The organism is Halomonas sp. EF61 (assembly GCF_040147045.1).
Classification (GTDB): domain Bacteria; phylum Pseudomonadota; class Gammaproteobacteria; order Pseudomonadales; family Halomonadaceae; genus Halomonas; species Halomonas litopenaei.
In genome coordinates this window covers 453,378-466,687 of record NZ_JAMSHM010000001.1, presented here as the reverse complement: position 1 = coordinate 466,687, position 13,310 = coordinate 453,378, and the positions used below count along the sequence as shown (strand labels likewise).

Sequence of the window (13,310 nt, the reverse complement as noted above, 5' to 3'; positions counted from 1 at the left end):
ATGTGGGAAGAGGATGTGGCGGCTGGGTGTGATGACAGAGCGTGTCGAGAGGATGTGACGACAGGGCGTGACGACAGGGCGTGACGACAGGGTGTGACGACAGGGCGTGACGAGAAACGGAGCAGGAGACAGGGATGTCGATACGAGACTGGCCAGAGGGCGAACGCCCTCGCGAGAAGCTGCTGACGCTGGGCCCCACCGCGCTATCCGACGCCGAGCTGCTGGCGATTGTGCTGCGGGTCGGGGTGGCAGGACGCTCGGCGGTGGACCTGGCGCGGGACGTACTGGGTGCCTTCGGCGGACTGCGTGCCCTGCTCGAGGCGCATCAGCAGGAGGTCTGTGCCCAGCGTGGCCTGGGGCTTGCCACTTTCGTTCAGTTGCAGGCCGCCCAGGAGATGTCGCGCCGTCATCTGGCGAGCCATCTGGAGCGGGGCCAGGCGCTGAACTCTCCTGCACGGGTCAGGACCTTTCTTTCCGCCCAGCTTCGTCATCTGGACCACGAGGCCTTCGCCGCACTGTTTCTCGATGCCCAGCATCGGGTGATCCGCTTCGAGGTGCTGTTTCGCGGCACCCTGGACAGCGCCTCGGTGTACCCGCGTGAGGTGGCCAAACGTGCCCTGGCGCTGGGGGCGGGCGCCTTGATCCTGTGCCACAACCATCCCTCCGGGGTGGCCGAGCCCAGTGATGCCGACCGGCGTATCACCGATCGCCTGAAAGAGGCACTGGGCCTGTTCGATATCCGTGTACTGGATCATTTTGTGGTGGGAGACGCAGAAGTGGTGTCATTTGCCGAGCGAGGTTGGGTATAATGCGCCGCGCGCAAAGAGAGCTGGCCCAGGCGGGGCGAGGATCGTCTCGATCCTATCGCGTCCTGGCCGGGCGACTCTCTACCCGAACACGTCACGTCATCGCCGTCGACGCAGCGGAGCCGTTTCGAGCACCTCGACACGGGCCGTGAGCGAGCGACCTGGCGAACGTTGGTGTATCCCTTGCCCATGGAGGCAGGGTCTGGTATAAAGTGCACCCTTTGAATTCCCTTGGGTCAAAAGCACGGGGCTCATGACAGGGCTCGAGGTTGCTGAGGGCATGATGAATGCGGACTTTCGCCGGCACCGCGCGGCCAGTCTGCGACACATCCCTTCGGTTCTCGCCCTTCCCGGTTTGCCCGACAGGTTTTGAACAACTCGCCACGCGGTTGGAGGCTCTCATGTCCAAAGTATGTCAGGTTACCGGCAAGCGCCCGGTGACTGGTAACAACGTTTCACACTCCCAGCGCAAGACCCGTCGTCGTTTCTTGCCGAACCTTCACAGCCATCGCTTCTGGGTCGAGTCCGAAAAGCGTTTCGTGACCCTGCGTGTTTCCTCCAAGGGCATGCGCATCATCGACAAGAAGGGCATCGAAGAGGTGCTCAGCGATATCCGTAAGCGCGGCGACGCCATCTAAGGATGACGTCCTCGGGAGCCCACTGGTTCGCCTGAGCGAACGGCCTCCGCCGACTTGAATGACTGGCCTGGTGTGCACGACGCGTACCAGGCGGCAAACTGGGAGAAGTCTCATGCGTGACAAGATTCGTCTGGTGTCCAGCGCCGGTACCGGCCACTTCTACACCACCGACAAGAACAAGCGTAACACTCCGGACAAGATGGAAATGAAGAAGTTCGATCCGGTGGTTCGCAAGCACGTGATGTACAAGGAAGCCAAGATCAAGTAAGGCTTGATCTCGCTTCCACCGCAGGCGAGTTGTCGCCTGTCACCGAGAACCCGGCCCCGAGGTCGGGTTCTTGCGTATGTCCCTGTCAGCGGCCCTGGGCGATGGCATGATGTCGCTCGCTGCTCGCCGCTCTAACCCCAGGCCCCAGGTGTGCCATGCCAGAGCTTCCCGAAGTCGAGACCACCCGGCGCGGCATCGCCCCCCACGTACAAGGGCGCGAGATCCGTGAGGTGCTGGTGCGCCAGTCGCGCCTGCGGGTGCCGGTGCCTGAGGATCTCGCCGATCGTCTGATCGGCGCCCGCCTCGGCGAGATTCGCCGTCGCGCCAAGTACCTGCTGCTGCCGGTGCTGTCGGGCGAGGGCGGTGAGAGCGCAGAGAGCGTCGAGATCGGCGAGACGGTCGCCAGCACCGAGGGTGCCTGCACGGTCGCGTCCCGGGCGGACGACGGCGGCGGAGTGCGCGAAAAGGGCACCCTGCTGTGGCACCTGGGCATGTCCGGTAGCCTGCGTATTGCCCGCCTCGGTGAGCTGCCCAGGAAGCACGACCATGTGGACCTGGTGCTCGAGGACGGCGTCATCCTGCGCTATCACGACCCGCGTCGTTTCGGCTTCGTCGATTGGCTCCGGGACGACGAGGCCCACGATACCCGCTTGTCGCGGCTAGGCCCCGAGCCGTTGTCGCAGGCCTTCGACGGCGCCCGGCTGTACGCCCTGTCGCGGGGGCGCCAGGCGGCGGTGAAACCGTTCTTGATGGACAACGCCGTGGTCGTCGGGGTGGGCAATATCTACGCCAGCGAAGCGCTGTTTCTGGCCGGTATCGATCCGCGCCGCGCGGCCGGACGCATCGGACGCGAGCGCTACGATCGCCTGGCCGCCGCCGCCAAGGAGGTGCTGGCCGCGGCCATCACCCAGGGCGGCACCACCCTGCGCGACTTCGTCAGCGGCACCGGCGAACCCGGCTACTTCGCCCAGCGCCTCAACGTCTATGGGCGTGCCGGCGCACCCTGCCGCCGTTGTGGCGGTGAGCTGAAGCACGTGACCCTGGGGCAGCGCGCCAGTGTGTTTTGCCCTCGTTGCCAACGTTAGTCCTGTCGATGCTTGAAGGGCTCGCCCAATTATTCATGTAGTTTCCGTAGAGAGAGTGATCACCGTGACTCGTCCGCTGCGCCTGAAAAAGAACGCCGATCGTCGCCTCAAGTCCGGCCACCTGTGGCTGTATTCCAACGAGATCGACATCGCCGAGACGCCGCTCAAGGGGCTCGAAGTCGGTGAGCAGGTCATCGTCGAGGCCGCCAATGGCAAGCCCATGGGTCTGGCCTACGTCAATCCCAACTCGCTGATCTGCGCCCGCATCGTCTCGCGTGACCCGAGCATGCGGCTGGATCGCTCGCTGCTGGTGCATCGCCTGAATCAGGCCCTGGCGCTGCGCCAGAGCCTGTTCGACAAGCCCTTCTACCGCCTGGTCCATGGTGAGGCCGATCTGCTGCCGGGGCTGGTCATCGACCGCTACGCCGAGGTGCTGGTGGTTCAGCTCAACACCGCCGGCATGGAAGCGGTGAAGGACGAGCTGCTCGACGCACTCGACAAGGTGCTGTCCCCTGCCTGTGTGGTGCTGCGCAACGACACCAGTGGTCGTCGTCAGGAAGGCCTCAGCGAGGTGGTAGAGGTGGTCAAGGGCGAGCTGCCGGAGCAGGTGCTGCTGGAAGAGAACGGCGTGCAGTTCGCCGCCCCCGTGCTCGACGGCCAGAAGACCGGCTGGTTCTACGACCACCGCATCAATCGCGCCTGGCTCAACCAGCGGGTGGCCGGCAAGCGGGTGCTGGACCTGTTCAGCTACGTCGGTGGCTGGGGCGTGCAGGCGGCGGCCCATGGCGCCAGCGAAGTGCTGTGCGTGGATGCCAGCGAGTCGGCGCTGGATCGCGTCGCCGAGAACGCCGCGCTCAACGGCCAGCACGAGCGGGTCGCTGTGGGTCACGGCGACGCCTTCGAGGCGCTGGCGGCGCTCAAGGCCGACGGCGAGAAGTTCGACGTGATCGTGCTCGATCCGCCGGCCTTCATCAAGAGGCGCAAGGATATCGCCAACGGCGAGCGTGCCTACGCCCGACTCAATCGCGACGCCATGCGCCTGCTGGGCCGCGACGGCCTGCTGCTGTCCGCCTCCTGCTCCATGCACCTGGCACAGGATCGCCTGGTCGACGTGGTGCGCGGTGCGGTACGTCACCAGGATCGTCAGGGACAGATCCTGTTCCAGGGCCATCAGGGGCCGGATCACCCGGTGCACCCGGCGATCCCCGAAACCGCCTACCTCAAGGCGCTCGGTGTGCGCGTCTTTCGCGACTGAGCAAGGCGCGATTGAACAAGGCATGAGCTAGATAGGCGCGACGTGACTCGCCGTGGCTGAACAGGCTGGGCCGAACTAGCTGGGCCGAACTAGCTGGGCCGAACTAGCTGGGCCGAAAAAGGCGCAGGGGCTTGCCTCGGGCGATGGAAGTGTCACATCGTGCCTGGGCAAGCCCGCGCCAAGGAAGACACCATGACCGAGGTTCCCTGGACCCTGATCTTTGCCCACGGCAACGCCCTGCTGGTGGGCCACGTGCGCAACCTGCTCGACGCCGCCGGGATCCCCTGCGAACTGCGCAACATGACCCTCGGCGGTGGCGCCGGGGAGCTGCCGCCGCTGGAGTGCGAGCCCCAGGTGTGGGTCGCCGAGCACAACCGTGAGCGAGCCGAAGCGCTGGTGAAACAGGCGCTCGAGGAGCCAGCGCCGGACAGCGCCTGGCGCTGCCGGGCCTGCGGCGAGGAGCTCGAAGGAGCCTTCGATACCTGCTGGAACTGCGGTGGCCGCAAGGAGGACGATCATGACCGCTGAACAGGGTGCCTTCGACTGGGATCTGCCCCGGCCCTTCGTGATCGACATCCTGGTGGCGCCCGAGGCCATCGACCACTATGGCCACGTCAACAACGCCCAGTACCTGCGCTGGGTGGAACAGGCCAGCTGGGAGCACTCCGGCCAGCTGGGTCTGACCCTGGAACACTACCGGGCGCTGGATCGCGCCATGGCGGTGCACCGTCACGAACTCGACTATCTGGCGCCGGGTTTCGAGGGCGAACGCCTGGCCATGGCCACCTGGATCGTCGCCTGCGACTCGCGCCTGACCCTGACCCGCCGCTTTCAACTGATACGCCCGCAGGATGGTGTCACCCTGCTGCGTGCACGTACCCGCTACGCCTGCATCGCTCTCTCAAGCGGCCGTCCCCGCCGTCTTCCTCCCGAATTCGTCAGCGCCTACGGCGGCGCCCTGGTCGCGGAAAGCTGACGATAACGTCCTGACGACAGAGACCTGACCACACCGACCTGAGCGTACTCAGCTGGCCTCCACCCCTCCCGGCAATTTTCTGGCTCCCTGGGTGTCAAGTTGGCGAGTCTCAATACTGGCAGCTTTTTTGTCCTGACCCTGGGTGTGATAGGTCGCACTTTGTTCCTGAATGCGTCTAAAGACTCCCTGGGTTCATGGAAGAACTGCAGCACTTTGGACCACGAGGTAGAGGCGGGAGGGTCAGCCTGGTGGCCGTGGACGGCGACGTGGTCAACGACCGCCTCAGCGAGGTGACCCTGGGAGGCAGGATTTGCGGGTGTATTGTGACACCCGAAAGAAATGTTATAACATAACGTTTTGTGCGAGTGTGATGGTCTCAGACGCCTTGTGCAATCGGCGTGGCGGGAGGAGCGGTGAGATGCCAACGATGGATGACGGAGCGCATCTTCTCGAGATGCCGGACGACGACTACATGAACGGTGAGCAACTGGCGTTCTTTCGATGCCGGTTGCTGCAGGAACGGGCGCTGGTCGAAGAGCGGTTGCAGGAGGTTCGCCTGCGCATGTCGGCTCGAGAAAGGTCGAGCGACGACCTGGACCAGGCAGCCCAGGAGGAAGAGCTTCAGCTGCAGCTTCGCCAGGCCGACAGGGAAACCCGCTTGCTGGGCAATATTGCCAGCGCCTTGAAGCGCGTCGAGACGGGTGAGTACGGCTACTGCGAGGAGACCGGCGTTCCCATCGGACTGCCACGGCTGTTGCACCGGCCCACGGCGCGTCTGTGCCTCGAAGCCAAGCAGCGCCAGGAACAGAGAGAACATCACTTCGCCAGGACGCGGAAGTAGCGTCGCCGGTAAGCATCCACCGCTTGTGACCGTGATGGCCGCCCCAGGGGCGATGCTGAGTCTGGACGAGTGCCTGCGCGGTGGGCTTGTCCACGGACGATCCAACCGGCTCAGCGAAGGCGGTGGCGTATGTCGTATCGAGATTCGCCCATGCCGACCACGCCGGGCGACGATCACTATCTGATTCGCAGGAATCACAACCAAGGAAGCATGAATGATTCGCAAGAATCCCTACGGTGATTTGCCGGTTGTCCACCCCAGCGCCTTTGTCGATCCCACGGCCATTCTCTGTGGGCGGGTGATCGTCGAGGAGAACGTCTTCATCGGCCCCTACGCGGTCATTCGTGCCGATGAGGTCGATGCCGATGGCAAGATGGAGCCGATGATCATCGGCGCCCACTCCAATATCCAGGACGGTGTCGTCATCCACTCCAAGTCCGGCGCGGCGGTGATCATTGGTGCACGCACGTCGATTGCGCATCGGGCCATCGTGCACGGTCCCTGCGTGGTCGGAGAGAGCGCCTTTATCGGTTTCAACAGCGTGCTGTTCAACTGCACTATCGGCAAGGGCGCGGTGGTGCGGCATAACGCCGTGGTGGATGGTTGCGATCTTCCCGATGACTTCTATGTGCCGTCCACCGAGCGAATTGGCCCAGGGACCGATCTGGACACCCTGTCCCGAGTAACGGTCCAGGATTCAGCGTTTTCCGAAGACGTGGCGCGCACCAACAATAGCCTGGTGGAAGGCTATAGGCGGATCCAGAACTCTTTCTAGCCCGGCGCCCTGGTTCGAGGATAGGCGGATGGCCTCTGGGCGGCGAGACGGGAGGTTTGGCAACCGCAAGCGCTTGCGCGCCTGATGCAAGGCGAAGGAGGGGGGTAGCGCCCTTTATCGGCCACGGTTGTTCGCTGTCGCCAATCCGCTACGCGCTTTTTCGCGCCTTGTCAGCTTGTGTTCATGTGGGCTTAATGCCGCGCTCACCCGCCTGACAGGATGCAACGAGCGGCCCACGGTAGCCTCGGGATGTGCCTTCATCCCAGAGGATTACCGCCATGACCTGTGCCGCTGCCGTGACTCCCTTCGCCGTCCCCGCCACCGCCAAGTGGGCCTTTACCACCCGCCGCGCCAGGCGCGATGACGTCCGTTCCCTGGTCAGTCTCGACCATCCTTTGCGCGCCGGTGACCTGATCCTGTGTGAAGTCCTCCAGGTCGGGCAGCACAAGCGGGTCCAATTGGCCTGCGGCCGTCCCAGCGAGAGCTATCCCGGTGATCTGCTGGTGCTGTGTGTGGGAGATCGCTACGCACCGGATCAATTCATGGGCCGCGCTGAGGTGGATGTGCGTATGGATCTGCTGGCCGGTGGCGGCATCGCCGGCAAGGTCGAGGCGGCACATGCCAGGATGGCTCGCCCCACTCAGTTGCGACCGCTGGGTTTTCTCGCCGACCTTCATGGCGAGGTGATCAATATTGACCGCTATGCCATCGCCGATGCGCGTATCCCCGATGACATAGTGGTGCTTGGGGTGTTCGGCGCTTCGATGAATGCCGGCAAGACTACGGCGGCGGTGAGCCTGGCCCACGGCCTCCAACGTGCGGGCTTTGCGGTGGAGGGGGTCAAGGCCACCGGCACCGGCGCCTTTGGTGACTTCAACGCCTTCGCTGACGCCTCGGTGGCCGTCAGTGACTTTACCGATGCCGGCATGGCGTCGACCTTCCGCTGTCCGCTCGAGCGCATCGAACGTGGCTTCGAGGCGCTGGTCGGAGGTGCGGCGGCGCGCGGTGCCGAGGTGGTGGTGGTGGAAATCGCCGACGGGGTGTTCCAGGACGAGACCGCTGCCATCCTGGCGGATTCCACGATCATCGAGCGCCTGGACGGTATCCTGTTCGCGGCTCCGGATGCGCTGGGTGCGGTCGGGGGTGTGTCGGTGCTCAAACGTCATGGCCAAACGCCCTTTGCCCTGGCGGGGATGGTCAGTCTGTCGGCGCTCGGTAGCCGTGAAGCCAGCGGCGAGACCGGGCTGCCGGTGGTCAAGCGTGAGGCGCTGTGTGACCCCGAGGCGGTATCGAGGCTGGTGGCGCCAATCATCAGAAGGCGTCTCGGTCAGACCATGCTCAAGGACCTGACAGAGGATAACCGGCTTGCCACGGGTGCCGCCGCATGAGCGAGCTTCCCGAACTCTCGGGGCGTGGCAGAGGCCGTCATATCGCGCTGGTGGTGGGCTTGGGGATCATCCAGGCTGGGCTGATGATGGCCACGGCCTTCGCCACCCGCGATGTCTTCGTCGCACTGCGTTCGACGTCCGGCTCGACCTACTCCCAGCTGCCGCTGACCTCGCTGCTGATACTGGCAGCGGCAGCGCTGGTGATCGCTGCCTGCCAGGCCCTGGCCAGGGTCCGGGGCGAGGCCATCGGCCAGAGCTACGCGGTGGAGCTTCGCAGCGTCGTCTTCCGCGCCATCGCTGCCCTCGGTGCCGAGCGTGCCGGTCGTCGTCTCGGAGGGCTGTCGCTGCGCTTTGTCGGTGACCTGGCGGCGGCCCGGGGCTGGGTCGGCATGGGCATCACTCGGCTGGTGTCTGCGGCGGTGGTCTTTCCCATGGCGGCGCTGTGCCTGTGGCTGATCGATCCCGTCCTGGCGCTGGCCGGCATGCTACCCATATTCGCCGCCGTGGCGCTGGCCGCCGGGCTGGGTCTGGCGCTGGGCCGCCTGCATCGGGATCTGCGAAGGCGGCGTGCCGGGGTGGCCATTGCCGCGATGGAGCGGATTCCCATCGCCCGCGAGCTGGCGTTGATGAATCGCCTGCCCCGTGAAATCGCCAGCCTGGAGCGCAAGGGACGTCGCAGTGCCGAGGACGCCGTGCGTCGCGTACGTCGGGTATCGCTGCTGCGTGCGCTGCCCAACGCTTCTCTGGGGCTTGGTGGAGCGGCGGTGCTGTGGGCTACGGCGCGCTTTGGTCTGGCGGCGGCGGACGCCGCCGCGGCACTGTCGGTGCTGGCGATCCTGGTGGTACCTGTGCGCGAATGTATCGGCGTATGGGATCGCTACAGCGCCTGGTGTGTCGCCCGCGACAAGTGTCGGGCACTGCTCGCGCGGACCGAGGCCTTGCCGCGAGTGCGTCGACGTGGACGGCCGGTGCCGCTGGATCTGGAGCACCTCCGGGTGGGTGGCTGCACCCTGCATCTGCGTATTCGCGCGGGCCAGCGGGTGTGTCTCGCCACCGATGATCCCGACCTGGCGTCGCGGGTGCTGGCGGTGCTGGCACGGCGGCGTGCACCCGAGGCGGGGCGACTGCGGTTTGACGGCTTGCCGACCGAGCCGGCCATCGCCTGTATCGGTGATCGCCCCGCCTTGCTCAGGGGCAGCCTGCGCCGCGCGCTGACCATGGGGGCCGCCGCGCGCCCCGACGATGACGACATCGGCCGGGTGGCGCGAGAGTGTGGTCTAGGCCCTGCGATCGCTCGCCTGGGAGGTCTGGATGGGCGGATCGAGGAAGCAGGGCACAATCTGACACCCGGCGAGTCCCTGCGGTTAGCCCTGGTCCAGGCGCTGCTGTCGCGCCCTGATCTGGTGGTGGTCGACAGTTACCTGTGGCCGCTGCTCAAGGACGCCGTCGAGCTGTTCACGCTGCTTGACGCACGCTGCCAGGCGACCCTGGTGCACAATCTACCTGATTCGGTCACCGGCGGTGCCGGCATGTTGCTGCGCCTGTCGGAGAACATGGATCATCCGAAAACGCCTTCCGTCTGCGGGAACAGTAAACTGGGGTCATGAAAATCATCAGTGTGGTAACCGCCTATACCCTGGTCTTGCTGACGATGGCCTGCACCGGAGCGGTGTTGGCCTACTGGAGCGTCGAGCGCAGTACCTGGTTGAGCGATCGCATGAACCTGGCGCATCACTCCTACGAAGCACACCTGAATCTGTCGACCCACAGCTATCGGCTGTTCAAGCAGTACGCAGATGCCTTGCTGATCGGTGATCAGGACGGCGGTGAGGGGGAGCGCAGGTTACAGGAGCTGGTGCGCCAGGATATCGGCGAGATCCGCGATATCATCGGCGCCGAGATCGAGCTGGTAGGGGACGAGGAAGTCGAGGAGCTGGAACTGCTGGCCAGGCTCGAGGACCAGCTGGACGAGGTGATCCGCGGCTACGCTGAGCTGCTCGACTCGGAGCGGGAGCTCGATCCGGTCAGCCGCTGGTTGAGTTTCTATGCGCTGCTCGATGAAGCCATTGATGAACGCTTTCGCAAGCTGATGGACGTGGCCCTGGAGGGCGAGATCGAGGAGGTGCGCGAAGCCCGCGAGGAATTGGCCCGAGGCGCCCGCCAGACGCGCTGGCTGGCGCTCGGGTTTGCGCTGCTGGCGGTGGTGCTGACGGTGGCGGTCATGGTGTTCTACCGTTGGCGGGTATCGCGGCGCTTTCAGAGGCTGATGGCGGGCGTCGAGCGTATGCACGGGGGTGCCTTCGGTCATGCCATCAAGGTCTCCGGCGGTGACGAATTAGGCCGCATCAGCCGTCTGCTCAATCAGATGGGTGCAGACGTGCACTCCCAGCGGCGCGCGCTCGAGCGCCAGAACAGCGCGCTGGAGGAGGCGGTGGCGGATCGCACCGGAGAACTCGAAAGGTTGCTGGAGGAAGCGCGTCGGGCCGAACGGCATCGGCGTCGACTACTGGCCGATGTCAGCCACGAGCTGCGCACACCGTTGACCATCATCCAGGGCGAATGCGACGTGGTACTGCGCGCGCGCCAACCCGACGAGGACGACTACCGCGAGGCGTTGCGTCGTGCCCGTGAGGCGGCCGGCCATACTGCTGCTCTGATCGACGACCTGCTGACCATCGCACGGCAGGAGAGCGGCGAATTGCGCCTGCAACCGCAACCCACCGAACTGGTCGGGTTTCTCAAGGATGTCATCAGTCTGTCATCGGTGCTGGTGTCTCTTGAGACCGAGGTGACCGTTGCCCCCGTGGAGGTGGATCGCCTGCGTCTACGCCAGTCGGTGCTGGCGCTTCTTCAGAATGCCCGGGTCCACGGGGGCCCCCGGGTGGTGGTGCGCCTGTGGCGTCATGGTGGTGGCTGGCGAATCGCGGTGGAGGACGATGGCAGGGGGGTATCGGCGGTCGATAAGGCGGTGGTGTTCGAACGCTTTTATCGCGGTGCCAATGCCTCCACCAACTACACTGAGGGCAGTGGTCTGGGACTACCCATTGTCCGTGCTATCGCCCGTGCCCACGGAGGGGAGGCCGGTCTGGAGGACCGGCCGGGAGGCGGGCTGATCGTCTACATCGATGTGCCAGGGATGGCCGAGGAGTCCACGACGACGTGAACGTGCTGGTAGTGGAAGACGAAGATAGGGTCGCGGACTTTCTGTGTCGCGGGCTCAAGGGCGAGGGGTGGACCGCCACCCGTGCCGGTGATGGTGAAACCGCCTTGTCGCTGTTGAAGGAGGGCGGTTTTGATGTGGTGCTGCTCGACATCATGCTGCCGGGGCTGTCCGGGCATGAGGTGTGCACGCGAGTCAGGGCACGGGGCGACGAGGTCCCGATTCTGATGCTGACGGCCCTGGATGCCACCGACGAGAAGATCGTGGGGCTTCGCAAGGGAGCCGACGATTATCTGAGCAAGCCCTTTTCCTTCGACGAGCTGATTGCGCGCATGGAGGCCTTGCATCGACGCGCCCGGGCACGGGCAGGAGCGACACCGGGCGCTCAGGCGGAGGATCCGGTGCAGTTCGATCGCGAGGCGCTGTGCCTGAAGGTCGACGGTGAGGTCGTCGAGTTGTCGACCAAGGAGCGTGATCTGCTGGCGCTATTGCTCGGCAATGCCGGGCGGGTGATGAGCCGTGAACGTATCCTCAACGCGGTCTGGGGGCTCAACGAGGACCCCATGACCAATACCGTCGATGTCTACGTGGGGCGGGTTCGGCGTAAGCTCGGTGACCACGCCTCGCGCATCACTACGGTCCGCGGCGCCGGATACCGCTACGACGCTCAAGGCCTTTGAGGTCCTTTACCATCGGGTTGTCTCCGGGGCAGAACTTCACGCCCTGGTGTGTCTTGCTGTTTTTAGGGGCCTGGGAAGAAAGTTCAAAGGTCTTTGAGGGTGAAGTTTTCTGATCTTTCCGTTTTTTCGCCGGGGGTTTATTGGCAAAAAATTCCTGTGCTTCACTGTGGGTGACGATAAAAAATCTGTTGTACGAATCGATGGGAGAGTCGCCATGCAGATCGCCGTCCCCAAGGAAATCAAGAACCATGAGTACCGCGTCGCCCTGACCCCCAGTGGTGCGCGGGAGCTGACCGAGCGTGGCCACGCGGTGGTTGTGCAGGCCGGTGCGGGTGAGGGCGCCGGTTTTGCCGACGAGGCCTATCAGGCTGCCGGTGCCACCATCGAGGCCGACGTGGACGCGCTGTTCGATGGCGCCGAGTTGATCCTCAAGGTCAAGGAGCCCCAGCCCGAAGAGGTGGCCCGGCTGCGCCCCCAGCACACCCTGTTCACCTACCTGCATCTGGCTGCCGAAGAAACCCTGACCAAGGGGCTTCTGGACAGCGGCGCGACCTGCATCGCCTACGAGACCATCACCGCGCCTCAGGGCGGACTACCCCTGTTGGCGCCGATGAGCACCGTGGCCGGACGCATGGCCGTGCAGGCCGGTGCCCACAGTCTCGAAAAGGCCCAGGGCGGTGCGGGTGTATTGCTGCCCGGGGTGCCTGGGGTGCCGCCTGCCAAGGTTACCGTGATCGGCGGTGGCGTGGTCGGCGAGAACGCCGCCCGCATGGCGTTGGGGCTGGGCGCCGATGTCAGCGTGCTGGACAAGTCGATCCCGCGCCTCGAGACCCTGGATGATCGCTACCAGGGGCGCATGAAGACGGTGTTTTCCTGCGCCGACGCACTGGAAGAAGCGGTGCGCGAATCGGACCTGATCATCGGGGCGGTGCTGGTCCCGGGGGCGGCGGCGCCCAAGCTGATCAACCGCGCCATGCTGTCGGAAATGAAGCCGGGGGCGGTGCTGGTGGACGTGGCCATCGATCAGGGCGGTTGCTTCGAGACCTCCAGGCCCACCACCCATGCCGAGCCGACCTACGTGGTGGACGGCGTCGTGCACTATTGTGTCGCCAACATGCCGGGTGCGGTGGCGCGCACCTCGACCCAGGCCCTGACCAACGCCACCCAGCCGTTTGTGGTGGCGCTGGCCGACAAGGGCTGGCGTCGGGCGCTCGGTGAGGATCGTCACTTCGCCGCCGGTCTCAATGTCCATGACGGCCAGCTGACCTACAAAGCCGTAGGGGACGCCTTCTCACTGCCGGTGACCAGTGTGGACAGCGTACTTGGCTGATGGATTGTATGGGTGATGGGCGACGGGGCGGCCAGCGGCGTCGCCCCGGTCGCCATCCACAGGCCTTGGCGTTACCATAGCGGGCATTTGCCGATACTAGAGTGCCGT

The 13,310-nt window shown here is 65.0% G+C and carries 14 protein-coding genes; all 14 read left to right on the top strand.

What is annotated here, in order from left to right:
• The first annotated feature begins 134 nt into the window (after positions 1-134).
• The 14 genes from radC to ald all read left to right on the top strand — a co-directional run bounded on the left by radC (position 135) and on the right by ald (position 13,202).
• Entirely contained in the window at positions 135-809 is a 675-nt protein-coding gene (gene radC / locus NFI08_RS01935) for a RadC family protein (protein WP_045991212.1), read from the top strand.
• Positions 810-1,207: 398 nt separating this feature from the next.
• Complete coding sequence (rpmB, locus tag NFI08_RS01930) at positions 1,208-1,444, top strand: 50S ribosomal protein L28 (protein ID WP_045991211.1); 237 nt, start codon at positions 1,208-1,210, stop codon at positions 1,442-1,444.
• 112 nt (positions 1,445-1,556) lie between these two features.
• Positions 1,557-1,712 carry a 50S ribosomal protein L33 gene (gene rpmG, locus NFI08_RS01925; protein WP_016856547.1) on the top strand — a complete coding sequence of 52 codons (156 nt, stop codon included), beginning with the start codon at positions 1,557-1,559 and terminating at the stop codon, positions 1,710-1,712.
• Between the two features lie 155 nt (positions 1,713-1,867).
• Positions 1,868-2,797, top strand: a complete 930-nt coding sequence (gene mutM, locus NFI08_RS01920) for a bifunctional DNA-formamidopyrimidine glycosylase/DNA-(apurinic or apyrimidinic site) lyase (RefSeq protein WP_349586780.1) — start codon at positions 1,868-1,870, stop codon at positions 2,795-2,797.
• A 64-nt stretch (positions 2,798-2,861) separates the two neighbouring features.
• Entirely contained in the window at positions 2,862-4,052 is a 1,191-nt protein-coding gene (locus NFI08_RS01915; protein WP_045991285.1) for a class I SAM-dependent rRNA methyltransferase, read from the top strand.
• Positions 4,053-4,244: 192 nt separating this feature from the next.
• Positions 4,245-4,580 (top strand): putative signal transducing protein, encoded by a 336-nt coding sequence (locus tag NFI08_RS01910; protein ID WP_108132274.1) that lies wholly within the window; start codon positions 4,245-4,247, stop codon positions 4,578-4,580.
• Positions 4,570-5,028 carry an acyl-CoA thioesterase gene (locus NFI08_RS01905; RefSeq protein WP_222516081.1) on the top strand — a complete coding sequence of 153 codons (459 nt, stop codon included), beginning with the start codon at positions 4,570-4,572 and terminating at the stop codon, positions 5,026-5,028. The genes NFI08_RS01910 and NFI08_RS01905 overlap by 11 nt, the downstream gene beginning before the upstream one ends.
• Before the next feature lie 418 nt (positions 5,029-5,446).
• Positions 5,447-5,869 carry a TraR/DksA C4-type zinc finger protein gene (locus NFI08_RS01900; protein WP_349586775.1) on the top strand — a complete coding sequence of 141 codons (423 nt, stop codon included), beginning with the start codon at positions 5,447-5,449 and terminating at the stop codon, positions 5,867-5,869.
• 214 nt (positions 5,870-6,083) lie between these two features.
• A complete protein-coding gene (locus NFI08_RS01895; RefSeq protein WP_045991206.1) occupies positions 6,084-6,644 on the top strand; it encodes a gamma carbonic anhydrase family protein in 561 nt (186 codons plus the stop codon).
• Between the two features lie 278 nt (positions 6,645-6,922).
• Positions 6,923-8,032, top strand: a complete 1,110-nt coding sequence (locus tag NFI08_RS01890) for a P-loop NTPase family protein (RefSeq protein WP_052704214.1) — start codon at positions 6,923-6,925, stop codon at positions 8,030-8,032.
• The gene (locus NFI08_RS01885) at positions 8,029-9,639 is read left to right on the top strand and encodes an ABC transporter ATP-binding protein (protein WP_045991204.1); all 1,611 of its coding nucleotides are present in this window, start codon (positions 8,029-8,031) and stop codon (positions 9,637-9,639) included. The genes NFI08_RS01890 and NFI08_RS01885 overlap by 4 nt, the downstream gene beginning before the upstream one ends.
• Entirely contained in the window at positions 9,636-11,195 is a 1,560-nt protein-coding gene (locus NFI08_RS01880) for a sensor histidine kinase (RefSeq protein WP_108449733.1), read from the top strand. Before NFI08_RS01885 ends, NFI08_RS01880 begins: the two co-directional genes overlap by 4 nt.
• Positions 11,192-11,872, top strand: coding sequence for a response regulator transcription factor (locus tag NFI08_RS01875; RefSeq protein WP_108449734.1), 681 nt, complete (start codon positions 11,192-11,194; stop codon positions 11,870-11,872). The genes NFI08_RS01880 and NFI08_RS01875 overlap by 4 nt, the downstream gene beginning before the upstream one ends.
• 214 nt (positions 11,873-12,086) lie before the next feature.
• Positions 12,087-13,202: an alanine dehydrogenase gene (ald, locus tag NFI08_RS01870; protein ID WP_349586769.1), complete on the top strand. Its 1,116-nt coding sequence runs from the start codon at positions 12,087-12,089 to the stop codon at positions 13,200-13,202.
• The last annotated feature ends 108 nt before the right edge of the window (positions 13,203-13,310 follow it).